This is a genomic window from Pseudomonas sp. So3.2b (assembly GCF_019464415.1).
GTDB classification, from domain to species: Bacteria; Pseudomonadota; Gammaproteobacteria; order Pseudomonadales; family Pseudomonadaceae; genus Aquipseudomonas; species Aquipseudomonas shahriarae.
In genome coordinates this window covers 5,648,693-5,672,506 of the sequence record NZ_CP080494.1, presented here as the reverse complement: position 1 = coordinate 5,672,506, position 23,814 = coordinate 5,648,693, and the positions used below count along the sequence as shown (strand labels likewise).

The 23,814-nt window shown below is 62.2% G+C and carries 26 protein-coding genes and 1 pseudogene; 13 read left to right on the top strand and 14 right to left on the bottom strand.

Features of this window, described 5'->3' with window-relative positions; genetic code table 11:
- Positions 1-117 precede the first annotated feature (117 nt).
- A complete protein-coding gene (locus K1X80_RS25585) occupies positions 118-1,002 on the top strand; it encodes a sugar nucleotide-binding protein (RefSeq protein ID WP_081044312.1) in 885 nt (294 codons plus the stop codon).
- A gap of 167 nt (positions 1,003-1,169) precedes the next feature.
- Here K1X80_RS25585 and K1X80_RS25580 read toward each other — a convergent pair whose 3' ends face one another.
- From K1X80_RS25580 to K1X80_RS25560, 5 genes are all read right to left on the bottom strand, one after another.
- Positions 1,170-1,868 (bottom strand): OmpW family protein, encoded by a 699-nt coding sequence (locus K1X80_RS25580; RefSeq protein ID WP_057960754.1) that lies wholly within the window; start codon positions 1,866-1,868, stop codon positions 1,170-1,172.
- A gap of 144 nt (positions 1,869-2,012) precedes the next feature.
- Positions 2,013-2,531, bottom strand: a complete 519-nt coding sequence (locus K1X80_RS25575; protein WP_057438962.1) for a DUF3299 domain-containing protein — start codon at positions 2,529-2,531, stop codon at positions 2,013-2,015.
- Positions 2,532-2,542: 11 nt separating this feature from the next.
- A complete protein-coding gene (locus tag K1X80_RS25570; RefSeq protein WP_057960753.1) occupies positions 2,543-3,808 on the bottom strand; it encodes an ABC transporter permease in 1,266 nt (421 codons plus the stop codon).
- A 1-nt stretch (position 3,809) separates the two neighbouring features.
- Complete coding sequence (locus tag K1X80_RS25565; RefSeq protein WP_057438963.1) at positions 3,810-4,520, bottom strand: ABC transporter ATP-binding protein; 711 nt, start codon at positions 4,518-4,520, stop codon at positions 3,810-3,812.
- A gap of 135 nt (positions 4,521-4,655) precedes the next feature.
- Positions 4,656-5,267 (bottom strand): DUF2796 domain-containing protein, encoded by a 612-nt coding sequence (locus tag K1X80_RS25560; protein WP_170059319.1) that lies wholly within the window; start codon positions 5,265-5,267, stop codon positions 4,656-4,658.
- Between the two features lie 135 nt (positions 5,268-5,402).
- Here K1X80_RS25560 and K1X80_RS25555 point away from each other — a divergent pair, with 135 nt between their 5' ends.
- Positions 5,403-5,753 (top strand): hypothetical protein, encoded by a 351-nt coding sequence (locus K1X80_RS25555; protein WP_198792006.1) that lies wholly within the window; start codon positions 5,403-5,405, stop codon positions 5,751-5,753.
- Here the strand turns inward: K1X80_RS25555 and trxA are convergent.
- The 4 genes from trxA to K1X80_RS25535 form a co-directional block, all read right to left on the bottom strand.
- A complete protein-coding gene (gene trxA, locus K1X80_RS25550) occupies positions 5,750-6,622 on the bottom strand; it encodes a thioredoxin (protein WP_057960749.1) in 873 nt (290 codons plus the stop codon). The two genes, K1X80_RS25555 and trxA, sit on opposite strands and share 4 nt — an antisense overlap.
- A gap of 72 nt (positions 6,623-6,694) precedes the next feature.
- On the bottom strand, positions 6,695-7,696 hold the full coding sequence (locus tag K1X80_RS25545; protein ID WP_198792007.1) for an Abi family protein: 1,002 nt from the start codon (positions 7,694-7,696) through the stop codon (positions 6,695-6,697).
- Between the two features lie 263 nt (positions 7,697-7,959).
- On the bottom strand, positions 7,960-8,613 hold the full coding sequence (locus K1X80_RS25540; RefSeq protein WP_057960747.1) for a methyltransferase: 654 nt from the start codon (positions 8,611-8,613) through the stop codon (positions 7,960-7,962).
- On the bottom strand, positions 8,610-9,065 hold the full coding sequence (locus K1X80_RS25535; protein ID WP_057960746.1) for a YbaY family lipoprotein: 456 nt from the start codon (positions 9,063-9,065) through the stop codon (positions 8,610-8,612). Before K1X80_RS25535 ends, K1X80_RS25540 begins: the two co-directional genes overlap by 4 nt.
- A 139-nt stretch (positions 9,066-9,204) precedes the next feature.
- Here K1X80_RS25535 and nrdR point away from each other — a divergent pair, with 139 nt between their 5' ends.
- From nrdR to K1X80_RS25480, 11 genes and pseudogenes are all read left to right on the top strand, one after another.
- A complete protein-coding gene (gene nrdR / locus K1X80_RS25530; protein ID WP_057439031.1) occupies positions 9,205-9,669 on the top strand; it encodes a transcriptional regulator NrdR in 465 nt (154 codons plus the stop codon).
- Positions 9,666-10,801: pseudogene (ribD, locus tag K1X80_RS25525) on the top strand (bifunctional diaminohydroxyphosphoribosylaminopyrimidine deaminase/5-amino-6-(5-phosphoribosylamino)uracil reductase RibD). The gene nrdR and the pseudogene ribD overlap by 4 nt, the downstream one beginning before the upstream one ends.
- Positions 10,802-10,848: 47 nt before the next feature.
- Complete coding sequence (locus K1X80_RS25520) at positions 10,849-11,511, top strand: riboflavin synthase (protein WP_120734218.1); 663 nt, start codon at positions 10,849-10,851, stop codon at positions 11,509-11,511.
- Positions 11,512-11,526: 15 nt separating this feature from the next.
- On the top strand, positions 11,527-12,618 hold the full coding sequence (ribBA, locus tag K1X80_RS25515; RefSeq protein ID WP_057438968.1) for a bifunctional 3,4-dihydroxy-2-butanone-4-phosphate synthase/GTP cyclohydrolase II: 1,092 nt from the start codon (positions 11,527-11,529) through the stop codon (positions 12,616-12,618).
- A 90-nt stretch (positions 12,619-12,708) separates the two neighbouring features.
- Positions 12,709-13,185, top strand: a complete 477-nt coding sequence (gene ribE, locus K1X80_RS25510) for a 6,7-dimethyl-8-ribityllumazine synthase (protein ID WP_003176356.1) — start codon at positions 12,709-12,711, stop codon at positions 13,183-13,185.
- Positions 13,182-13,682: a transcription antitermination factor NusB gene (gene nusB / locus K1X80_RS25505; protein ID WP_057438970.1), complete on the top strand. Its 501-nt coding sequence runs from the start codon at positions 13,182-13,184 to the stop codon at positions 13,680-13,682. Before ribE ends, nusB begins: the two co-directional genes overlap by 4 nt.
- An 18-nt stretch (positions 13,683-13,700) precedes the next feature.
- Complete coding sequence (gene thiL / locus K1X80_RS25500) at positions 13,701-14,666, top strand: thiamine-phosphate kinase (RefSeq protein ID WP_220172558.1); 966 nt, start codon at positions 13,701-13,703, stop codon at positions 14,664-14,666.
- 66 nt (positions 14,667-14,732) lie between these two features.
- On the top strand, positions 14,733-15,461 hold the full coding sequence (locus K1X80_RS25495; protein ID WP_186625004.1) for an ABC transporter substrate-binding protein: 729 nt from the start codon (positions 14,733-14,735) through the stop codon (positions 15,459-15,461).
- A 129-nt stretch (positions 15,462-15,590) separates the two neighbouring features.
- A complete protein-coding gene (gene ribA, locus K1X80_RS25490) occupies positions 15,591-16,208 on the top strand; it encodes a GTP cyclohydrolase II (RefSeq protein ID WP_057438973.1) in 618 nt (205 codons plus the stop codon).
- The gene (locus tag K1X80_RS25485) at positions 16,205-16,624 is read left to right on the top strand and encodes a nuclear FMR1 interacting 1 family protein (RefSeq protein WP_057960742.1); all 420 of its coding nucleotides are present in this window, start codon (positions 16,205-16,207) and stop codon (positions 16,622-16,624) included. The genes ribA and K1X80_RS25485 overlap by 4 nt, the downstream gene beginning before the upstream one ends.
- Positions 16,624-17,421: a cobalamin-binding protein gene (locus K1X80_RS25480; RefSeq protein WP_057439032.1), complete on the top strand. Its 798-nt coding sequence runs from the start codon at positions 16,624-16,626 to the stop codon at positions 17,419-17,421. Before K1X80_RS25485 ends, K1X80_RS25480 begins: the two co-directional genes overlap by 1 nt.
- A gap of 146 nt (positions 17,422-17,567) precedes the next feature.
- Here K1X80_RS25480 and K1X80_RS25475 read toward each other — a convergent pair whose 3' ends face one another.
- From K1X80_RS25475 to K1X80_RS25455, 5 genes are all read right to left on the bottom strand, one after another.
- Positions 17,568-19,463: a TonB-dependent receptor domain-containing protein gene (locus K1X80_RS25475; protein WP_220172557.1), complete on the bottom strand. Its 1,896-nt coding sequence runs from the start codon at positions 19,461-19,463 to the stop codon at positions 17,568-17,570.
- A 134-nt stretch (positions 19,464-19,597) separates the two neighbouring features.
- Positions 19,598-21,496: a 1-deoxy-D-xylulose-5-phosphate synthase gene (gene dxs, locus K1X80_RS25470; protein ID WP_120734215.1), complete on the bottom strand. Its 1,899-nt coding sequence runs from the start codon at positions 21,494-21,496 to the stop codon at positions 19,598-19,600.
- 110 nt (positions 21,497-21,606) lie between these two features.
- Complete coding sequence (ispA, locus tag K1X80_RS25465) at positions 21,607-22,494, bottom strand: (2E,6E)-farnesyl diphosphate synthase (RefSeq protein ID WP_057444863.1); 888 nt, start codon at positions 22,492-22,494, stop codon at positions 21,607-21,609.
- Positions 22,491-22,733: an exodeoxyribonuclease VII small subunit gene (locus tag K1X80_RS25460; RefSeq protein WP_029299452.1), complete on the bottom strand. Its 243-nt coding sequence runs from the start codon at positions 22,731-22,733 to the stop codon at positions 22,491-22,493. Before K1X80_RS25460 ends, ispA begins: the two co-directional genes overlap by 4 nt.
- Positions 22,734-22,825: 92 nt before the next feature.
- The gene (locus K1X80_RS25455; protein ID WP_120734213.1) at positions 22,826-23,698 is read right to left on the bottom strand and encodes a WYL domain-containing protein; all 873 of its coding nucleotides are present in this window, start codon (positions 23,696-23,698) and stop codon (positions 22,826-22,828) included.
- Positions 23,699-23,814: the final 116 nt, after the last annotated feature.

The following is a 23,814-nucleotide window of genomic DNA, read 5'->3' as shown; positions in this document are numbered from 1 at the left end:
AGTGACGGTTGCGCTACAAACCCGCAAAATGCAACGATTCTGGCAAACACCTACGGCATGGCGTCACCGCCTGTCGATACTAGCCATCGTTCCAAACAGACCGGGCCTGCTCAATCTATGCGAATGCGCCTTATGTTACTGGGCGGCGGGAATGCTCTCGGGCAAGCGCTGATTCGCCTCGGTGCGGAGGAAGATATCGGTTTCCTCGCCCCGCGCCCGCCCCAAGACGGCTGGGATGCCGCCAGCCTTACCCAGTTGCTCGACGACACCCGTCCCGATGCCTTGATCAACCTCGCCTACTATTTCGACTGGTTCCAGGCCGAGAGCGTGAACGAGGTTCGCCTGGCCGGGCAGGAATCCGCCGTCGAGCGCCTGGCGGAGTTGTGCCAGCACCACAGCATCACGCTGCTGCAACCGTCCAGCTACCGGGTGTTTGATGGCTCGCGCGCCACCGCCTACAGCGAAAAAGACGAGCCGGTGCCCCTGGGCCTGCGTGGCCAGGCGCTATGGCGCATTGAGCAGAGTGTGCGCGCTACCTGCCCGCAGCATGTGCTGCTGCGTTTTGGCTGGTTGCTCGATGACAGCGTCGACGGCACGCTGGGACGTTTCCTGGCGCGTGCCGAGAAAACCGAGGAATTGTTGCTGGCCGACGATCGACGGGGCAACCCGACGCCGGTGGACGATGCGGCGCGGGTGATCATCTCGGTGCTCAAGCAACTCGATTGTGCGGCACCGTTGTGGGGCACCTACCACTATGCGGGGCAAGAGGCGACCACGCCTGTGGCCCTTGGCCAGGCGATCCTCAGCGAAGCGCGTAACTTCCATGCGCTGGCGGTCGAAGCGCCGACGGCCCAAGCCCATGCCGCGCGGCCGGATGCCGCCGACGAGCCGCAACATGCGGTGCTGGCCTGCAAGAAGATCCTGCATACATTCGGCATCAAGCCACGGGCGTGGCGTGCGGGACTGCCGGCGTTGCTCGATCGCTTCTACCGGCATCACTAGCTGACTGAACACAAAAAAATGTGGGAGCCCGGCTTGTGTAGGAGCTGGCTTGCCTGCGATGCAGACACCCCGGTCTATCAAAGACATTGAGGTGATGCTATCGCAGGCAAGCCAGCTCCCATACAAGCCTGCTCCCACATTGTTGTGTGGCGTTTGTTACGTCGGGTTTAGAACTTGTAGCCGATACCGACCATGTAGACCATCGGATCCACGTCCACATTGACCTTGGCACGAGTGCCCGCCGCCAGGGCGTTGTTGTCGACGGTGGCCTTGGTGCTGATGTCGATGTAACGCACCTGACCGTTGATCATCCACTTGTCGTTGATCATGTAGTCCATGCCGACCTGTGCGGCCCAGCCCCAGGAGTTCTCGGCCTTGAAGTTGCTGAAACCTTCGCCCTGGGCGCGGCTGCCGACGTGTTCGTCATAGATCCAGGTGTAGTTGATACCGGCACCGATGTAAGGCTGGAACGGCGACTTGCTGTCCAGCGGGTAGTACACCACGCTCAGGGTTGGCGGCAGGTGCTTGAGGGTGCCGAGCTTGCCGTTGGCGGCGCCGAGGGCGGTGTTCTTGATCTTCACATCATGCTCGAACGGGGTGGCGGCCAGCAGCTCGATACCGACGTGGTTGGTCAGCATGTAGGCGAAGTTCAGACCCAACTGCGTGTCGCTGCTCATGGTCGCCTTGCCACCCAGGTTGGTGCCGGCCAATGGGCCCTGGTCAACCTTGACGCTGCCGCTGTCGGCCTTTGGGTTAACGGTGATAGCACCGGCGCGAACGAGGATGTCGCCAGCCTCGTGGGCGTGGGCGATAGGGGCGGCGAGTGCAAGCGCGAAGAGGGAAGCGCTGAGCAGTGACTTGTGCATGAGTGGCTCCAAAGGACGTTTTTAGTTGGCTGTGTCCAATGGTAAAGATCGTTGCGGCCGGGCCTTTGACTCAGCTCAATGAAACGGCGATCAGCCAAATACACCGCGCCCACATTGGGATTGCGGTGTTATTGCGGGCGGGGTTTAGTTCGGCAACTCGTAGATGTAGATCTTCTCGGCGTCCATCTGATAGCCAGCATCCGCCAGTTCGCTGGTAGACGGCTTGACCTGCATCTGGCCTTCGATCCAATACGGCTGGTACAACTCCTCCAGCTTCACACCAATCTCACTGCGCACATGCACGATCTGGTTCGACGGCGGGGGCGGCACGTGGATGCAGGCGCCGAAGTACGGCACCAGCAGAAACTCAGTGGTGCGGCCTTCCTCGCTGACCTCCAGCGGCACGATGTAGCCCGGCAGGCGGATATGCTGGCCGTTGAGGGTGGCTACCACCGGCGCGTTGGGCAAATCCTGTTTGGCCGCTGGCGCAGCTTCCGCCGCCAGGGCGTCGGCCATGTTCGACAGGTTGTGCAGCGGTGTCATGTTCGGCACCTCCACCGGGGCATCCGGCGGAATCATTTCTTGCCATGACAAGTCTCGGGGCGCCTCGGCCCAGGCGGGCAGGGCCACCATCAGTAACAGCGCAAGCAGGGCACGGCGCATCAAAGCCTTCCTTATAAACGGATCGACAGACCATCGGCCAACGATTGGCGATAGGCGCGCCAGGCCGGCACGCTGCCCATTAGCAGGGCGGCGACCAGAATACCGGCGAGCAGCGTCCATTCATACGGGCTGGGCAGCGCGAGCGGCAGATCCAGGCCGTAATTGGCCTGCAAATAGCCACGGGACGCGGCGATGCACACATACAGCAGGCCAACCCCCGCGACCACCCCGGCCAGCGCCAGGGCGAAGGCCTCGAAAATCAGCAGGCTCGCAATGTGCCACGGCCGTGCGCCCACCGAGCGCAGGATCGCCATTTCCCGACGGCGCTCATTGAGGCTGGTGAGGATCGCGGTGAGCATGCCGATCAATCCGGTCAGCACCACAAACAGCGAGATCACGAACAGCGCCTTTTCTGCGGTGCCCATCATGCTCCACAACTCTTGCAAGGCCACGCCGGGGAGGATCGCCAGCATCGGCTCGCCGCGAAATTCGTTGATCTGCCGTTGCAGGGCAAAGGTCGAGATCTTGTTATTCAAACCCAGCATAAACGCGGTAATGGCTTGCGGCGTGAGGTCCATATTGCGCGCCTGGTCGGCACTGATCCGGCCTTTGCCCTGGGCGGGCACGCCGTTGTGCCAGTCGATATGGATCGCTTCCATGCCGCCCAGGCTAATGTGCAGCGTGCGGTCCACCGGGGTGCCGGTGCGTTGCAGGATACCGACCACGGTGAAGGGTTTGTCATCGTGCTTGACCAGGCTGACCACCGCCACGCCGTGGGCCAGTACCAGCTTGTCGCCGAGCTTGTAATGCAGGGCGTCGGCCACTTCGGCGCCGAGCACCACTTCAAACGGGTCGGTATCAAACGCGCGGCCACTGGCCAGTTGCAGGTTTTGTTTGCGGCCGTACTGGTAGTGTTCGAAGTAGGCTTGGGTGGTGCCCATCACCCGGTAACCGCGATGGGAGTCGCCCAGGGACATGGGGATCGCCCATTTCACCTGCGGGCTGGCGGCAAAGTGCTCGAAGCTGTCCCAGCGGATGTTGTTAGTCGCGTTGCCAATGCGAAACACCGAATACAGCAGCAGGTTGACCGAGCCGGAGCGGGCGCCGACGATCAGGTCGGTGCCGCTGATGGTGCTGGCAAAGCTGGCGCGGGCCTCGGTACGCACACGCTCTACCGCCAACAGCAGGCACACCGACAGGGCGATGGCGAATGCCGTCAGGATCGCGGTAAAGCGGCGGTTTGCCAGGCTGGCCATGGCTAGACGGAACAAATACATCTCAAACCTCGAGCGGCGTGGCGGCGCGATTAAGCTCGGCCAACGACAGGTTGCGGTCAAACAGCGAAGCCAGGCTCTGGTCATGGCTGACGAACAACAGGCTGGCGCCCGCTTCGCGGCATTCGGCGAACAACAATTGAAGGAAGGCTTCCCGGGCGTCGTGGTCCAGGGCCGAGGTCGGTTCGTCGGCGATCACCAGTTCCGGCTGGCCGATCAATGCCCGGGCGGCGGCCACCCGTTGTTGCTGGCCGATCGACAGCGCATCGGCGCGTCGCCCAAGCAAATCAGGGTCCTTGAGGCCCAGGTGTGCGAGCAAGGTAGCGGCGGCCTGGTCGACACTGCCGTGGCGCTGGATCGCCCGCTGTGCGCGTAGCTTGGAGAAATGGCAGGGCAGTTCGACGTTCTCGCGGACTGAGAGAAACGGCAGCAGGTTGAACTGCTGGAAGATATAGCCGGTGTGGTCGACCCGAAACCGATCGCGGGCGCCGGCCGACAGTTTGGTCAACTCCTGGCCCAGCAGGCGAATGCTGCCGCGATTGGGGATCTGCACTCCACCCAGCAGGCCGAGCAAGGTGGTTTTGCCACTGCCGCTGGGGCCTTTCAGAAACAGGGTTTCCCCTGGCTCCAGGCGAAATGCCGGGATGTCCAGCAACTGGGGGTGACCGGGCCAGTTAAAGCCCAGGTCGGACAGTTCGATCAGTGCTTGGGTCATGGGAACTCAGTATCACCTGCAGAGCGCGGTCAACTGTGGAGGCGGGCTTGCCTGCGATGGTATCGACGCGGTGTCACTGATCCACCGCGTCGTCTGCATCGCAGGCAAGCCCGCTCCTACATCAACCGTGTGGAGTCAGAATTTCAGGGTCGCGGCCTGAGGCGTCGCTTCAACACCCTGCTGGCCGCTCGGGCCGATCAGTTGTACCTGAATTTTCTGGGTGGCGGGGAAGGTCTTGAAGATGTTCGCCAGATCGAGGTTTTTCAGCGCTGCGGGGCTGGCGCAGGTGAACTGGTAGTGGGCGTGGATTTCGCTGTGATCATGGTCATGGTCATGGTCATGGTCATGGGCGGCCGCGCCTTTGCCATCAGTGGCGTGGTCATGATCATCGTCTGGCTTGTCGCCAAACAGCGGGCTTTCCAGCTCCTGGCTACTGACCACGCAACCGGCGGCCTTGGGCAGGCTGAACAGCACTAGTGGTTGTTCCAACTGCTTGCGGGCGGCGGCGAGCTTGGCTTTGTCGGCGTCGGTGGTGGCCAGGTGCTCGAAGCCCACCAGATTCATCGCCGGGCTTTCCAGCTCCAGTTCCAGCGCCTTGCCGTCCAGCACCGCGTTCAGGCGGCCGACACCGTGCTCGTGGGCGTCCAGGCTGCCATGTTCATGGTCATGATCGTGGTTATGTTCGTCAGCGGCCTGGGCGGCCAGTGGCAACAGGGCAAACGGCAAAGCGAGCAACAGGCGGCGCATAGCGAGACTCCAGGGCGTGAATGAAGATTTTGTTATGTGATCTTATAACAAAAGAGTCGAGAGTTTGACCGCCTGCTTGGCGTTGCGCAAGGCACATGGGAGCATGCTCGTCAGAAAAGTGCTGGAGGACGAGCAATGATGCGAATTCGTGGAACCATCGGCGAGCTGCCTGTGGATTTGACCCTGGAACTGGACGACAGCGATTGGGCGCGGCTGGGCGTGCACCTGCAGACGGCCACGCCGGTGACGGGCGAAGTACCGGCTGCCCCGGCGCCGGTCAACCAGGACGAGAGCCTGTGGCAGGCCGCCCAGGACCTGCTGCGTGAGGCCGGGCAACTCAGCGGGTTGGAATTGTCGGATCGCCTCGAAGGGCTGGCCGGCAGCGCCCAGACGGGCAAGCGCCTGTTGGTGCGCCTGCGCCATAGCGCCAAGGTGAAGGTGTCCAGCGGCGGGGATACGCCGCAGTACAGTTGGATCGCTGATTAGTACAGCGCGGCGAACAACTTGCGGCGATACACCGTGACCAGCGGGTGGTCGTTGCCCAGCAACTCGAACACTTGCAGCAGCGTCTTGTGCGGCAGGCCTTCGTTGTAGCTGCGGTTGCGGATAAACAACTTGAGCAAGCCTTCCAGCGCCGCGTCGTATTGCTGGCGAGCCAATTGCTGCACGGCCAGTTGATACGCCGCTTCATCGTCCTGCGGGTTTTGCGCCAGGCGGGCCTTGAGGTCAGCGGTATCCGGCAGGTCGGCAGCCTGGCGCAGGAACGTGATCTGCGCCTTGGCGCCGGCGAGGGCGGCCTTGTGAGCATCGCTCTTGACCGCATCCAGCACGGCCTGCGCCTCGCCCAGTTCACCGCGTTCGGCCAGGCAGCGGGCGTAGAGGATCAGCGCGGCGGCGTTGGTGTTGTCTTCACCGAGCAAGGCCACCAGCACCGCCTCGGCCTCACTGATGCGGCCTTCGGCAAACAGCGCCTGGGCCTGTTCCAGCGGGTCCGCCTCAGCCGGTGGCGGCATCTGCACATGGGGCTCCAGCAGCGCGCGAATCTCAGACTCCGGCTTCGCCCCGGCAAACCCATCCACCGGCTGGCCGTCCTTGAACAGCACCACGGTCGGCAGGCTGCGAATGCCAAAGCGCGCGACAACATCCTGCTCGGCTTCGCAATCGACCTTGGCCAGCAGCAACTCGCCCTGATAACTCTCGGCAATCTGCGCCAGCAGCGGCATCAACGCCTTGCACGGCGCACACCACTCGGCCCAGAAATCCACCAGCACGGGTTTGTGGAACGAATTTTCGATGACAGCCTGGTCGAAGGTGGCGGTGGTGACATCGAAAATGTACGGCGTGGGCTCACTCATGGAGGTTCTCAATGACGCGTGGGATGGGGCAACTATAAAGACTGGCGGGCTCTATCGGAAGCAGCGCAAGGATCAAGCACGAGATACGTGCCAAAAAGGGTCCTGATACCAGTCACGAGGGAACCCCATCGCTTTTAGGTTGAGGTGGGGGAAGTCGCTGATCAGGTGATAAAGGTGCTGGTCCCAGTGAGTGTGGGAGCTTATCTGATGCATCAAATGGTTAAGCATGCAAAGTGTCGAAAAAATGCGGGTATGGGGCCCTGGCTGGAGCAGATGGTTTGGCCACGGGAAGTTGGCTTTCCTGGGTAATTCAGGACGAATACCCAGTTGCCGATTCCACATTCTTGAGTGATGGGCGCACATGTTTCGCACAGTGGTCAAGGTGTGAAGCCAGGACTGCAGCAGTGGCGCGGGGAGCCCCAGTCGCCTGGCAACGGCTTTTTTATCCGCGTCCTTGGCCAGGCCCTTGTAGAGATGGGAGAGGTCGCCCAGCGTCAACTCTTCCAGCATGGCCCAACCCGGCATGAGAGAGGGGTGGTCATAGGTATTTGGATAGTGGCGCGCGTAGCTTTCTTTGGCTCTTTGACGCTTGAGATGGTCTTTTCGATTGTCGTCTGTGTGTAGTCGGTCGACGCGCAAACATTCGCGTTCATAGTCACGGGTCGCCACAGACTGTCTGGTGTGTAGCGTTGCAAGCAGGCGCTGGTGGTCAAATGTCGGGTGAAAAGCCTGGCTGTCGATGTACCAATGGCTGCCGTAGGTGGGGCCCATGTGATTACTGATGACTGCACGGGAGGCGATCTCGACCCGCTCAATGGCATCCATGGTCAATAGGCGCAGGCGACGGTCAAAATCGTAGAGTCGTGCCAACTGGTGAAAATGGGTGCCGGCATGGAAGTGGTGGTCGATATCTTCCGACTGTTGGAAAGGCCGCATATAGGGGCTTAATCGAAAGAAACTGACCGATTGCAGGAAGCGCCGGGCGCCTGTTTCATCTTCAATGATCAAGCCCCGAGACTTGAGCAGCTCCAACTGGGCCGGGACATCAAGGGCTGGTTTGTCGAACGCCCTCATGCTGGAAAACCAGCAGGCATAAAAAACCCGCACAATTTGTGCTTGGTTGCTGGCGCAACCAGAGGCATGGCGGGTGTATTGCCAAGCAGATTATGCAACTGCCCAGGTTTTTGCAACGCCCTTGGAGGGGCGCTGAGCGGCGAAAAAACGGGGAAATGCATGCAGGTCGATCGTCCAGGCCGCGTGCGGGAGAACGCTATTTTCCATGTCCTGCCGGGCGCTGTCTTAGCCACTCTATTGCTGAAAATTTGTAACTGAGAGGCCTAGCGTCGTGAATGGTACAGACTCACCCTGCGAAACTCCCAAGGCTCCGCCAGGTCCGGCAGGGTCAGCGCCTCGAGGATGCCCAGCCGCTGATAATCCGCATGCTGGAAATCCCGTACCCGCGAGTCGGCGACCAGCGCTTCGCGCCCGCGGGTGAGGAATTGATCCAGCAGCGGCAGGTTCGCCCGGTCGTACAGCACGTCGGCCACCAGGATCAGGTCGAAACGATCGGCTTCGGCAAAGAAGTCCGCCGAATAGCCCAAGGTCACGCCATTGAGTTCAGCATTCGCACGGCAGGCGCCGAGCGCCAGTGGGTCCAGGTCACAGGCCACCACTTCCAGGGCGCCGGCTTTCACTGCGGCAATTCCCGCCACGCCGGAGCCGGCGCCAAAATCCAGGACGCGCTTGCCCGCCACCCACTCGGGGTTGGCGGCCAGGTAGCGGGCCAATGCCAGGCCGCTGGCCCAGCAGAAGCTCCAGTAGGGCGGCTCATGCAGGATGCGCCGGGTTTCCTCGGGGCTGAAGGCGCGGTCCATGTTGTCGGCGTCCAGCAGCCACAACGACAGGTCGGTGCCGGGCAACGGGCAGGGCAGCAGTTGCGCGTCGCCGATCAGTTCGCTCAAGGCCCGTTGCAGGTGCAGCGGTGGCGTCATGGGGCGCGCACGAGTTGCAGGGGCCCGGTGGTCTGGGTGATAGCTTGCTCGATACGCACCGCCGGCAGGTGCAGGATCAACTGCCCGGACTGGCTGGCGCGGCCACGCAGTTCAACGCGGGCGCCGGCGGGAAACGCTTGCGGGTTGAAGCGCAGGCGGAAGGCCAATGGTTTGTTGTTGCCGATCAGCACGCTGCTGGCGAGCAGTTGTTGCGGGCGGCTGCGCGCGTCGATCACCAGCAGTGCCAGCTCCACTTCAGCGCCGGCGGGCACACCCGTGAGGGTGCCGCTCACTTCACGCTGGTAGGCCGGCAATGGCCCCAGCGGTTCCTGGCCGGGGATTTTTTTCTCTTGCTGCGGCGTGGGTTGCGGGGCGGCTGGTTTTGGCGCTTCGCTGCTGCAGGCGACCAGAAAACTGAACATTGTGAGTAAAACCAGCGGTCGTAACGGCATGTACGGCTCCAAAAAGGGCAAAAATCCGTGAACTGAACATAAGAAACATAATAGTCAGCCTATATACCGTAAAGGCTATGGCTTGTCTTGCCACGGGGATGCGCTACCATGGCCCTCCCTTTTTTTGTTGCCTGCCACCATGCACTGTCCCTTCTGCGGTGCCAACGACACCAAGGTCATCGACTCGCGTCTGGTCGCCGAGGGCGACCAAGTGCGTCGCCGGCGCGAATGCCTGGCCTGCGGTGAGCGTTTCACCACCTTTGAAACCGCCGAACTGGTACTGCCCCGTCTGATCAAGTCCGACGGCAGCCGCCAGCCCTTCGACGAAGATAAACTGCGCGCCGGTATGCAGCGCGCCCTGGAAAAACGCCCGGTCAGTGTCGAGCGGCTGGAAGCGGCGCTGGCGCATATCAAGCACAAGCTGCGGGCGACCGGTGAGCGCGAGGTCAAGAGCCTGGTGGTTGGAGAACTGGTAATGGGCGAGCTGCAAAAGCTCGACGAAGTTGCCTACATTCGTTTCGCCTCGGTGTATCGACGCTTCCAGGATCTCAATGAGTTCCGTGAAGAGATCGACCGCCTGGCCCGTGAGCCGGTCAAAGAATGAACCCTCCTTCTGCAGAACAGGCCGTGCTCGACGCCCATTACATGGCTCGTGCCCTCGAACTGGCGCGCAAGGGCCTGTACACCACCCATCCCAACCCTCGGGTCGGCTGCGTGATTGTGCGCGACGGGCAGATTGTCGGTGAAGGCTGGCATGAACGCACCGGCGAACCCCATGCCGAGCCCAACGCCTTGCGCGCCGCGGGCGATAAAGCCCGAGGCGCCACGGTATATGTGACGCTCGAACCGTGCAGCCATTATGGCCATACGCCGCCCTGCGCCGATGCGCTGGTGACCGCCGGCGTGGCACGGGTGGTCGCGGGTATGCAGGATCCGAATCCGGAAGTGGCCGGGCGTGGCATGCAGCGTCTGGCCCAGGCCGGCATCGAGGTGCTCAGCGGCGTACTGGAAAGCCAGGCACGCGCCCTGAACCCCGGCTTCCTCAAGCGCATGGAGCATGGCCTGCCGTTTGTGCGGGTCAAGCTGGCGATGAGCCTGGACGGGCGCACCGCGATGGCCAGTGGCGAGAGCCAGTGGATCACCGGCCCCGCCGCCCGCGCCGCCGTGCAGCGCCTGCGGGCCGAGGCCAGTGTGGTGCTGACCGGCGCCGATACTGTGCTGGCCGATGGCGCGCGCCTGACCGTGCGTGCCGCCGAACTGGGCCTGGATCCGCAAACCACCGCCCTGGCCATGTCGCGCCCACCGTTGCGCGTGCTGATCGACGGCCGCCTGCGGGTGCCGCTCAACGCGCCGTTCTTCAAGGCCGGGCCGGCCCTGGTTATCACCTGTGTGACTGCGGAAAACCAGTTCCCCGTGGCCCCGAATGCCTGGTGGTGCCGGGTGTCGACGGCCAGGTCGACCTGCGCTCGGCGCTGGTGGCACTGGCGGCCCGTGGCGTCAACGAGGTGTTGGTGGAAGCCGGGCCAAGCCTGGCCGGCGCGTTTGCCCAGCAAGGCCTGGTGGACGAGTACGTGATTTTCGTCGCCGGTAAATTCCTCGGTTCCGCCGCCCGCCCCTTGCTGGACTGGCCGCTTGAGAAACTGGCCGACGCCCCCCAACTCAAGATCATTGAAATGCGCGCTGTAGGCGACGACTGGCGAGTCACTGCCATTCCGCTCCCCCCAGCGAGCGTATAATTGCGACCGGTCGCCCCGGCGCCCGCACTGTTTTCCAGGAGAAGGCCATGTTCACCGGCATTATCGAATCCATCGGCAGCATCCGCGCCATGACCCCCAAAGGTGGCGACGTGCGCCTGCTGGTTGAAACCGGCAAGCTGGACCTCGGCGACGTCAAGCTGGGCGACAGCATCGCCGTCAGCGGCGTATGCCTGACGGTCGTCGAACTGCCGGGCAATGGCTTTGCCGCCGATGTCAGCCGGGAAACCCTGGACTGCACCGCGATGAATGACCTCAAGGCCGGCAGCCCGGTCAACCTGGAGAAAGCCCTGACCCCGACCACCCGTCTGGGCGGCCACCTGGTCAGCGGCCATGTCGACGGCGTCGGCGAAGTGGTGGCACGCAGCGAAAACGCGCGGGCCGTGGAATTCCGCATCCGTGCGCCGAAAGAACTGGCCAAGTACATCGCCCACAAAGGCTCGATCACCGTCGATGGCACCAGCCTGACCGTGAACGCCGTAAATGGCGCCGAATTCGAACTGACCATCATTCCCCACACCCTCAGCGAAACCATCATGGCCTCGTACCAGCCGGGTCGCCGGGTGAACCTGGAAGTGGACTTGCTTGCCCGTTACCTGGAGCGCCTGCTGCTGGGCGAAAAGGCCGCAGAGCCTGCAGCCGGTAACATCACCGAAAGTTTTCTGGCCGCTAACGGCTACCTGAAATCCTGACCAAGGGGGTGCCGCGTGGCGCTCAATAGCATCGAAGAACTGGTTGACGATATCCGCCAAGGCAAGATGGTCATCCTGATGGATGACGAAGACCGCGAGAACGAAGGCGACCTGATCATGGCCGCCGAGTTGTGCCAACCTGAGCACATCAACTTCATGGCCAAGCACGCCCGTGGCCTGATCTGCATGCCCATGAGCCGCGAGCGCTGCGAACTGCTCAAGCTGCCGCTGATGTCGCCGCGCAATGGCTCGGGGTTTGGCACCAAGTTCACCGTCTCCATTGAAGCGACCACCGGCGTGACCACCGGCATCTCTGCCGCTGACCGCGCCCGCACCGTGCAGGCTGCTGCCGCGAAAGATGCCAAGGCCGAAGACATTGTCAGCCCTGGCCATATCTTCCCGCTGATGGCCCAGCCGGGTGGCACCCTGGCCCGTGCCGGCCACACCGAAGCCGCCTGCGATCTGGCGCGCATGGCCGGGTTCGAGCCGAGCGGGGTGATCTGCGAAGTGATGAACGACGACGGCACCATGGCCCGTCGCGCTGAACTGGAAGCCTTTGCCGCCGAACACAACATCAAGATCGGCACCATCGCCGACCTGATTCACTACCGGATGATCCACGAACGTACCGTTCAGCGGATTGCCGAGCAGCCGCTGGACAGCGAACTGGGGCATTTCAACCTGGTGACCTACCGTGATTCGGTGGAAGGCGACGTGCATATGGCCCTGACCCTGGGCAACATCTGCGCCGAAGAGCCGACCCTGGTGCGGGTGCACAACATGGACCCGTTGCGCGACCTGTTGATGGTCAAGCAGCCGGGCCGGTGGAGCCTGCGAGCCGCCATGGCAGCGGTTTCCGCGGCGGGCAGCGGTGTCGTGCTGTTGCTGGGCAACCCGGTGGATGGTGATGTGCTGCTGGCGCATATCCGCGAAAGCGCTGACCAGGTGCCGGTGAAAAAACCGACCACCTACAGCATCGTCGGCGCCGGCTCGCAGATCCTGCGTGACCTGGGCGTGCGTAAAATGCGCCTGATGAGCGCACCCATGAAATTTAATGCGATATCCGGTTTCGACCTGGAAGTAGTAGAATACGTGCCCTCCGAATAAAGGCCGGCGATTATCGCTCCTTGTTCGCGGTTCAAATATCACTAAGGGGCGCGTCATATACGCGTCCCGGCTCTTTAAGAGATTTGTCGAATGACCCTGAAGACCATCGAAGGTACCTTCATCGCCCCCAAAGGCCGCTATGCCCTGGTGGTTGGCCGCTTCAACAGCTTCGTGGTTGAAAGCCTGGTAAGCGGTGCCGTGGACGCCCTGGTTCGCCACGGTGTGAGCGAAAGCGATATCACGATTATCCGTGCCCCTGGCGCCTTCGAAATTCCACTGGTTGCGCAGAAAGTTGCCCAACAAGGCGAATACGCAGCAATCATCGCCCTGGGCGCGGTCATTCGTGGCGGCACCCCGCACTTCGAATACGTGGCTGGCGAGTGCACCAAGGGCCTGGCCCAGGTGTCCATGGAGTTCGGCGTGCCAGTGGCCTTCGGCGTACTGACTGTTGATTCCATCGAGCAAGCCATCGAGCGTTCCGGCACCAAGGCCGGTAACAAAGGCGCTGAAGCTGCCCTGTCTGCCCTGGAAATGGTCAGCCTGCTGTCGCAGTTGGAGGCCAAGTGATTTCCGACGAGAGCGATCGTTTCAACCCGCGCGACCCCCGTCCTGCAGACGCCGGCAAGCCATCGAAGAACGAAAAGCGCCGTGCTGCCCGTCAGTTGGCGACCCAGGCGCTGTATCAGCGTCAGATGGCAGGTACTTCGTTGAACGAAATCGAAGCACAGTTTCGCGTCGACAACGATTTTACCTTCGCCGACCTGCCGTACTTCCACGACATCCTGCACGGCGTGCATGCCAACCTGACCGAGATCGACACGGCCCTGGCGCCTTGCCTGGACCTGACCCTCGAAGAGCTGGACCCGGTTGAACTGTGCGTGATGCGCCTGTCCACCTGGGAACTGCTCAAGCGCGTTGACGTGCCGTACCGCGTAGTGATCAACGAAGGTATCGAACTGGCGAAAGTCTACGGTTCGACCGACGGTCACAAGTTCGTCAACGGCGTGCTCGACAAGCTGGCCCCGCGCCTGCGTGAAGCCGAAGTGAAGGCGTACAAGCGCTAACCTGCGCTTGACTCCCTGATGGGCGAGTTCGAGCTGATCCGCACCTACTTCGCCGCCGCGCCCTGTGCGCAAGGCGGCGAGGGCGTTGCCCTGGGGATCGGCGACGACTGCGCCTTGCTGGCAGTTCCCCCCGGGGAACAGCTGGCGATTTCAACCGATACCCTGGTGGCCGGCGTGCACTTTGCCGACCCCTGCGACCCGTTTTTGCTCGGCCAGCGCTCGCTGGCGGTGGCAGTCAGCGACCTGGCGGCCATGGGCGCCCATCCCCTCGCATTTACCCTTGCACTCACTACACCGACGGTCGCGGCCGATTGGTTGCAGCGCTATGCCCAGGGTTTGAATGCCATGGCCCAGCGCTGTGGTGTGGGCCTGGTGGGCGGCGATACCACCCGTGGGCCGCTGAGCCTGACCGTCACCGTGTTCGGCCGTGTCCCGGCGGGGCTGGCGTTGACCCGCAGTGGCGCGCAGCCCGGCGACCTGCTGTGTGTCGGCGGCGAGCTGGGCAATGCGGCCGGGGCCTTGCCGTTGGTGTTGGGGCAGCGTAGCGCTGCTGCGCAGATCGCCGAGCCGCTGCTGGGCCATTACTGGTCGCCGCAGCCGCAACTGGCCCTGGGCATGGCGTTGCGTGGCAAGGCTACGTCTGCGTTGGATATTTCCGACGGTCTGCTGGCAGATTGTGGGCATATCGCCAAGGCTTCAGCCGTAAGCCTGGTGATCGAGCGGCACCGTTTGCCGCTGTCGGCGGCGTTGCTGGCCTTTCTGGGGGATGATCAAGCACGCTCCGCAGCCTTGAGCGGTGGCGACGATTACGTCCTGGCGTTCACCTTGCCGCCCGCTGAGCTGGCGTCATTGCTGGCCGACGGTTGGCCGGTGCATATTGTCGGGCGGGTAGAAGCGGGGGCCGGCGTGAAATTGCTGGATGCCGGCGGCCATGACATCACTCCCGCCGTGCGCGGTTATCAACATTTTCGCGAGACTCCGTGACCCGCCGGGCTGCGCTACCCTTTACAGCGTTGTAGAAACGATCGCTTTACTCTGGAGGGCGTCATTATGGAGCTACGACGCTGGTTGCTGATTCTGCTGTGTGTGGTCGCGTCTCCCGTGTGGGCCGATGACACCCCCGAAGTGCCCGGCCAGATCCGTCTGGCCAGTGAAACCTGGAATGACTACACCAACGCCGATGGCAGCGGCCTGGCCTGGGATGTGTTGCGGGAAATCTTCGAGCCGGCCGGGGTCAAGGTCAAGATCCGCAGCGTGCCCTACACCCGTTCGGTCGGTCTGGCCCGGCGTGGCGAAGTGGATGCCTGGGTCGGCTCCTATCATGATGAGACCGAGGGCGTGCTGTACGCCCGCTGGCACTACGACTCCGACCACATCTACGCCCTGGGCCTGGCGGGCAGCCCGGCGCCGACCCTGGTGACCCTGGGCTCTTACCGCCTGACCTGGGTACGTGGCTACAAGTACGAGGAATACCTGCCCAATATTCATCGTTTCAACCAGATCGAACGACGTAGCGGGATTTTGCCGATGCTCCAGCATGGGCGGGCCGACTTCTACATTGATGCCCTGGCCGAACTGCAGTACATCCTCGGCCAGGCTGACGACCCATCGGCGTTCAAACTCACGCACATTGCCGAATTGCCGTTGTTCCTGGGGTTTACCGACAGTGAGAGAGGGCGGTCATTGCGGGGGGTATTTGACCGGCGCATGGAGTTGTTGGTGAAAAGCGGCGAGTTGAAACCGATTTTCCAGCGCTGGAACCAACCGTATCCGTTTTGACGCCCATAGAACCAAGGCAAAGGCCAATCGAACCTATTGATCTTTATCAGCGATAATTCAGCTTAAGCGTCTGTAGGAACGTGCTGTTACAATGCCCGCCTCTGTGAAATCTGAAATCAGGAGCACACGGTGCCCGTCGTTTTCGTCGCTGCTTCCAAGCTGCCTACCCCTTTTGCCACGTTCACCATGCATGGCTTTCTTGAAAAAGCCTCCGGGCGCGAGCACGTCGTGCTCAGCCTGGGCGATGTGGCCGATGGCGCCCCGGTCCTGGGCCGCTTGCACTCTGAGTGCCTGACCGGTGACGCACTGTTCAGCCAGCGCTGCGACTGCGGCTCGCAACTGGAAGCCGCCATGCAAGCCATTGCCCGTGAAGGCCGTGGCGTGCTGCTGTATCTGCGTCAGGAAGGCCGTGGCATTGGCCTGCTGAACAAGATCCGCGCCTACGAACTGCAAGACGGTGGCGCCGATACCGTCGAGGCCAACGAGCGCCTGGGTTTCGCCGCCGATCAGCGCGACTACGCCATCTGCCTGCCGATGCTTGAGCATTTGGGCATCCAGTCCCTGCGCCTGATGACCAACAACCCGCGCAAGGTCAAGGCCTTGACCGAGATGGGCATCACCGTCGCCGAGCGTGTGCCGCTGCACACCGGGCATAACCCGCACAACAAACTCTACCTGGCGACCAAGGCCAGCAAGCTCGACCATATGATGGGCAACGAGCATCAGGGCGAGGCAGACCGGGCGTGACGCGCGGTCAGGTCAAGCGGCGCCTGTCCTTCAGTTGGTGGCAGTACCTGGCGCTGGCGTTGTTGCCGTTGTTCGTGATCAATCTAGTATTTGGCCAGGGCGAGCCGTTGTTGCCGGTGCTGGCAATGCCATTCTTTATCGCCGGCGTTGCCTCGATGTTTGCCAGCCTGCGTTACTTCCATGCCTATAAACATGCACTGATCGCCACCTCCAAGGCCCTCGATACGCCTGAAGAGCCGGCCGCGTGGATCACCCTCGCGGCCCGTCGGCGTACGGCGCTGCTGGTCGCGGCGTTTCCCGCCTGGATCGGTGCACTGGCAGTGTTCGTCGGCCTGGAAGCGGTGCCGCTGTTCCTGCTGGCATTGTCGACCCTGGTGCTGTTCTACCTCTATCGCATCCCGCGTCAACTCGGCTGATGCGCCTCTGGCTGGCGGGTCTGCTGCTGGCCGCCAGTGCGTCGGCGATGGCGGTCGAGCGGGTGGTCAGCCTCGCACCTTCCTTATCTGAAATCGTCGTTGAACTGGGCGCCAGCGATCTGCTGGTGGGCGTACTCGACGGCGGTGAACGGCCTGACGCGCTGCGTAGCCTGCCCTCGGTGGGGCGTTATGGGCAGTTGGATCTGGAACGACTGCTCAGCCTGCAGCCTGACTTGCTGCTGCTCTGGCCCGGCAGCGTCGGCCCGGCCCAGCGCGAGCAGCTCAAGCGTTTGAACATCCCTGTTTACGTCGCCGAACCCCATAGCCTTGAACAACTGAGCAGCCAGGTCGAAGCCATCGCCCGACAGCTAGGCCGCGCTGATGAAGGTCGCCAATTGGCTGCCCGCTTGCGTCAACGCTTGGCCGAGTTGCGCCAGCGCTATCAGCGCAGCCAACCGTTGCGGGTGTTCTACCAGGTGTGGAACCAGCCGCTGTACACCGTGGGCGGTGGGCAGATCATCAGCGATGCGCTTAGCGTGTGTGGCGCGCGCAATGTGTTTGATGACCTCAAGCTGCCAGCCCCGCAGGTCAGTATCGAATCGGTGTTGCAGCGTGATCCCGAAGTGATCCTCGCGGCGGATCAAGCGCAACTGGACGATTGGAAGGCCTGGCCCCAGGTGGCGGCGGTGGCTCAGGGGCGTTTGCTGATCGTGCCGGATAAAGGGCTGGAGCGGCCCAGTGGGCAGATGGTGGAGGCGGTGGGCCGGCTGTGTCAGGTGATTGCGCCGAACCGTTGAGAGCGCTATCGCAGGCAAGCCAGCTCCCACATTTGACTGTATTCACACATCAAAAGGTGGGCGCTCGGCAGTGCAGAATATTTTGGCCACACCACAGAACACATGTGGGAGCTGGCTTGCCTGCGATGGCGTCGGCCCGGACAACCTCAGAGCTGCGGCGTCCACGTCACCCCAAGCATCCACGTCCGGCCTTCTTCTCGATATGGCTGATTGCTCTGGAAGGTCGGATCGTTATAGCTGTAACGCGCCCGTGTATAGCGGCGATCCAGCAGGTTATCGACCTTCAGCGACAGCGCCACTTCCCGATTCAGCGCCCAACCGCTGCGCAATCCCACCAGGTAATAGCCAGCGAGCCGATTTTTATTGTACTCGTCGTCGTAGCTGCTGCTGATGCCCTGCCAGCTGGCGCCCAGGCTCAGTTGATCGAACTGCCGATCCAGGTCCAGGTTCAGGGTGCGCCTGGCACGACGGGCCAGGGTGTGGCCGCTGCTGCGGTCGCGCGGGTCGATGATCGACAGGCCGAGGTTGCCTTGCCAGCCGAAGAACTCTTGCTTGAGGGCGGCTTCGAAGCCGTTGATGCGGGCGTTGGCGACGTTGTACGGAATGTAGTTATTCTGCTGCTGCGCGATGATGGCGTCCTTGAGGTCAGTGCGATACAGAGAGGTTTCCAGGCGTGTGGTGTCGGTCAGCTGGCTGCGCCATTGCAACTCATAGCTTTTCGAGTGCTCGGGCTTGAGGTTGGGGTTGCTGCCGCCCGGGTAGTACAGATCGTTGAAGCTCGGCGCACGAAAGCCTTCGCTGTAACTCAGTAGTAAGTCGTTATCGCTATTGACCGGCAAGGTCAGCGTACCGCTCCAACTGTTCTGCCCGCCAAATTGCTGGTTCTGGTCGCGGCGTAGCCCCAGTTCGGTGGAAAACCACTCCCCCTTGAAACGATGCTGAATAAACGCGGCACGGTTCCACCGGCTGTTTTCGTTGTACGGTTTGTCGCTGTGAATGCGGTCCTCATACCAATCGCCGCCCAGGATCAGGCTGTTTTGCTGGTTGAGCGTCAGGTCGTTCTGCCAGTTAATCGAGTCGCGATAGGTGCTGAACACACTGAAGTCAGTGCTGAGCTTGTCGCGCTTGGTGTCGCGGTTTTCACTGTGGCCCAGTTCCACACGGGTCTGCCATGCCTCGTTGAGTTGGGCGTCGATATAAGCGCTGGCACTGCTGACGGTGTAGTCGGTATAGGGTTTTTGGCCGAAAGTTTGTTTGCTGACGTCGTCGTAGCGCCCGGCGCTGTTATCAAATTCCGACTTGCCCCGGCTATCCAGCAGGTTGAAACCCACCTCCAGCTCATCGCTGAACTCATGGCTCAGGTTCAAGCTCAGCGACTTATTGCGATAGGCATCATGGTCGCGGTCGCTGGGGAAGGAGGTGTGGCTCCAGTCGATACCGGCGGTGTCATCCAGGCTCGCGCCCAGGTTGAAGCGCGTGCGTTCATCGCCGCCCGACAGGCCCAGGCTGCGTTCCCAGGTGTTGTGGCTGCCAAAGCCCAGCTTCAAGCGCGGCAGCAGGCCTGGTCCGGCATTGCGGCGGGTAAATACCTGGATCACCCCGCCAATCGCATCGCTGCCGTAAATCACCGAGCGCGACCCGCGCAGCACTTCTACCCGCTCAATCTGATCAATATTCAGGTATTGCAGGCCGCTGTCGCCGGACGTGCTATTGGCAATCCGCTGGCCATCCACCAGCACCAGGCTTTGCGCGGACTTGGTGCCGCGTATGAAAATCCCCGGCAAGCTGCCCCGGCCACCGGTGCGCGCCACTTGCACGCCGGGCACGCGGCTGAGCAGGTCGGTCAGGCTGGAGGGTTGCAGGCGGTCGATATCGTCCCGGGTAAACACGGTGTTGGCAGCACTGCTGTCATTGCGTGCCTGCACCTGGCGGTTGGCGCTGATCACCACATCGGGGAGCTTCAGGGCGGCGTCGCGGGTGTCGGCGAGCAGGTCCGCAGTGGGCAAGAGCAGGAGTGGCAGGGCAAGTCGAAGGTGTTTCATGGGCCGTCCATGGATTCCAAGGCAATACAAAACAAATGTGGGAGCTGGCTGGCCTGCGATCGCATCACCCGGTCTCTCTGAAAGACCGAAGTGTTTGCATCGCAGGCCAGCCAGCTCCCACAGTTTGGTCCGGTTTACAGGCCGAGCAAAGCCATGCGATGGCGAACCGCAGCCTCGATCCCCGCTTCATCCAGCCCACACTCAGCCAGCATCTGCGCGGGTTTGGCGTGCTCCACATAAATGTCCGGCAAGCCTAGGTGCAGCACCGACTTGAGGATGTTCTCCCGCGCCAGGAATTCGCTGACGGCCGCACCGGCGCCGCCCATGATGGCGTTTTCTTCAACGGTCACCAGCAATTCATGGCTGCCGGCGATCTCGCGCACCAGGGCTTCGTCGAGGGGTTTGACAAAGCGCATGTCAATCACGGTGGCGTCGATTTTCTCCGCCACTTTCAGGGCTTCGGCCAGTTGCACGCCAAACACCAGGAACGCGGTCTTGCTACCCTGGCGCCGCACGATGCCCTTGCCGATCTCGATCGGTTCCAGGTCTTTCTCGATCACCGCATCCGGGCCGTTGCCACGGGGGTAACGTACCGCTGCCGGGCCGTTGTACAGGTGGCCGGTGCTGAGCATCTTGCGCAGCTCGTTCTCGTCGCTCGGGGTCATCACCAGCATGCCGGGGATGCAGCGCAAGTACGACAGATCGTAGCTGCCGGCATGGGTCGGACCGTCTTCGCCCACCAAGCCGGCGCGGTCGATGGCGAACAGCACGTCGAGGTTCTGCACCGCCACATCGTGAATAAGCTGGTCATAACCGCGCTGCAGGAAGGTCGAGTAGATCGCCACCACCGGTTTGGCGCCTTCGCAGGCCATGCCGGCGGCAAAGGTCACCGCATGTTGCTCGGCAATCGCCACATCGAAGTAACGCAGCGGGAAACGCTCGCTGAACGCCACCAGGTCCGAGCCTTCCTTCATCGCTGGGGTAATGCCCACCAGGCGCGGGTCGGCAGCGGCCATGTCGCACAGCCATTCGCCAAATACACCGGAGTACTTCGGCCCGCTGGCCTTTTTTGGCGCCGCCACGGGCGCGTCCAGCGGTTCGAGCTTGGTGATGGCGTGGTAACCAATCGGGTCGACTTCCGCCGGGGCGAAGCCTTTGCCTTTCTTGGTGACGATATGCAGGAACTGCGGGCCCTTGAGGTCGCGCATATTGCGCAGGGTGGCGATCAGGGTCGGCAGGTCGTGGCCGTCGATCGGGCCGATATAGTTCCAGCCCAGCTCTTCGAACAGGGTGCCGGGGACCAGCATGCCCTTGGCGTATTCTTCGGTGCGGCGGGCAATTTCCCACGCGCCGGGCAGGCGTGAAAGCACTTTTTTGCTGCCTTCGCGCATGCTGGCGTAGGTGCGGCTGGACAGAATCTTTGCCAGGTAATTGGACAAACCACCGACATTGCGCGAGATCGACATGTCGTTGTCGTTGAGGATCACCAGCATATTGGCGTCCACTTCCGGCGCATGGTTCAACGCTTCAAACGCCATGCCGGCTGTCAGCGCGCCATCACCGATCACGGCAATTGCCTTGCGATCGCTGTTTTGCAGACGGGCGGCAATCGCCATGCCCAGGGCTGCGCTGATCGAGGTGCTGGAGTGGCCGACGCCAAAGGTGTCGTATTCGCTCTCGGAGCGGCGCGGGAAGGCGGCGATGCCGTCCTTCTGGCGCAAGGTAGCCATGCGCTCGCGGCGTCCGGTGAGGATTTTGTGCGGATACGCCTGGTGACCCACGTCCCACACCAGCCGGTCGTCCGGGGTGTCGAATACGTAATGCAGCGCGATGGTCAGCTCGATGACGCCCAGGCCTGCACCAAAATGCCCACCGGTCTGGCCGACCGTGTAGAGCAATTCCAGGCGCAACTCATCGGCCAGGGTTTCCAGCTCGGCTTCACCCAGACGGCGCAAGCCGGCCGGCGTGTTGGCACGGTCCAGCAGCGGCGTGGTCGGGCGCTTGCGGGGAATCTCTTGAAACGTCGTGGGCATCAGGCGAATCGTTATAGGTATAGAAGAGGCGGCAGTTTACCTCAAGCATCGCAAACTGCCCACGCAGAGCACCGAACTTGGCCGATATGCGGCGGTAATCGCCGCCGTAATCAGTGGCGGCGTTCGACGATGTACCGCGCCAGGTCACGCAGCGGCTCGGCTGCCGCGTCGAATGGTCGCAGGGCGGCCAGGGCCTGGTCGCGCAACTCCAGGGCATAGGCCTTGGCGGCATCCAGCCCTAACAGCGACGGATAAGTCGGCTTGTCACGGGCAATATCGGCGCCCTGGCGCTTGCCGAGGGTCGCGGTATCGCTTTCCACGTCGAGAATATCGTCCTGTACCTGGAACGCCAGGCCGATGGCCCGGGCATAGATCTGCAAAGCGGCCAACTGCGCCGCTTCGGCGCGACCACTGGCCAGGGCGCCGAGGTGCACGGCAGCCTCGATCAGCGCCCCGGTCTTGTGCCGGTGCATATATTCCAGGGCTTGCTGGTCCAGCTTGAGGCCGACCGAGCCGAGGTCAATTGCCTGGCCGCCGACCATACCGGCCGGGCCTGCGGCGGCGGCCAACGCAGTGACCATGCGCAGGCGAATCTCGGCATTCACGCCGCTCAAACGCGGGTCGAGCAGGGCACTGAACGCCAGGCTTTGCAGGCCGTCGCCGGCGAGGATCGCACAGGCTTCGTCAAAAGCCTTATGGGTAGTGGGCTGGCCGCGACGCAGATCGTCATCGTCCATGGCCGGCAAATCGTCATGCACCAGCGAATAGGCATGAATCAATTCCACCGCACACGCCGCGCCATTGGCTTGCGCGGCGTCCACGCCCAGCGCTTCACAGGCCGCATAGGCGAGCAAAGGCCGTACGCGCTTGCCGCCGTTCATCACGCTATAACGCATGGCCTCATACAGCCTGGCCAACTCCGGGCTTGGTGCCACAAACAGCGGTTCCAGCGCAGCATTGACCCGGGCCTGACTGCTGGCCTGATAAACGTCGATCATTGCGCTTGTTCCGCGTCGAAAGGTTCTTCGGCCAACTCCCCATCCCGTTCCAGCAACACCTGGACCTTCTGCTCCGCCTGCGCCAGAGCGCTCTGGCAATCGCGGGTCAGGCCAATACCTTGCTCAAACGCCGTCAACGAGTCTTCCAGCGACAACTCGCCGTTCTCCAGACGCTCGACCAGGGTTTGCAGATCGGCGAGGGATTGTTCGAAATCGAGTGCAACTTTTTTGCGGGCCATGGCGGCTATTCCGGTTGACGGTAAACGGGCGCGACACTAGCAGATAGGGGGGGGAGGGGCAAATGAGGGGCGCTTGAGCGCACCGGGGTTTTTCAGTCATACAGCCAAGGCTTCAGCTCCTGCAGGTTCTTCACCACAATCTGCTGGGCCTCGGGTTTGGGGTCGAGGTTCTTCGGATCAATCTGGTAGCGCTGCAGGACGTACTTCACCAGGGCCTGGCGACTGGGGATCACCAACTGCCCATCGAGCATGCCGAAATCCGCCTCGATGATTGCACGTTGCGCCGCCGCCAGGCGCTGGTCCGGGGTGATCACCAGGTTCACGGCGGTTTCCCAGACGTGGTCATCGCCGATCAGGTTTTCGGATTTGCCCAGCAACTCCGGTTCGCCGCGCAGGCGGCTGAGCACAAAGTCGCGGTATTTGCCGTTCTTCTCACAGTAGGCCCGCACGTGCCAGCGCATGCCGGTGTACACCAGGGTGTGCGGGGCAATCAGGCGCACCTCCGGCTCGGGGTTGGCCAGGGACACGTACTCGGTTTCCAGGCGCAAACCTTCGCGGCAAGCCTTGAGCAGTGGGCGCAGGATTTGTGGGCGGATGCTGCGGTCCGGCACCTCCAGCACCTTGGTATGGGCATAGGCCAGCGCTAGCCCTTCAATGTGTGGTGCGCGTTCGTTGTTCTGGTACAGCAGGTGTAAATAGGCGCTGGCGCTGTCGTCGATAAAGCGCGGCTTGAAGTGCTTGCTCGGGATGTAGCCCTTGAGCTGCTTGTCATATGTCAAGTTTCGGGGCGCATGTTCGGTGATGTAGGTGTTGATGTCTTTCGAGGCCTGCTGGCGGCTGATGCCAAAGCTCTGGATCAAGTGCCCCGTGGTCAGGCGGCCCTCCCACCAGGCGACGGTCTCGATCAAACGATAGCGAAGTGCCAGGTCCCAGCGTACCTGTTCGACGGATTGTTTGCGTTTCATGACCCCTCCCATATGTGCGATTACTTTACCTGTATCTGTCTACAGTGTAGACCTGTAATAAAACACGACATATCTTTTGGCTGTCTTCGAGATCGCTCGAACTCACTAAAAGGAAG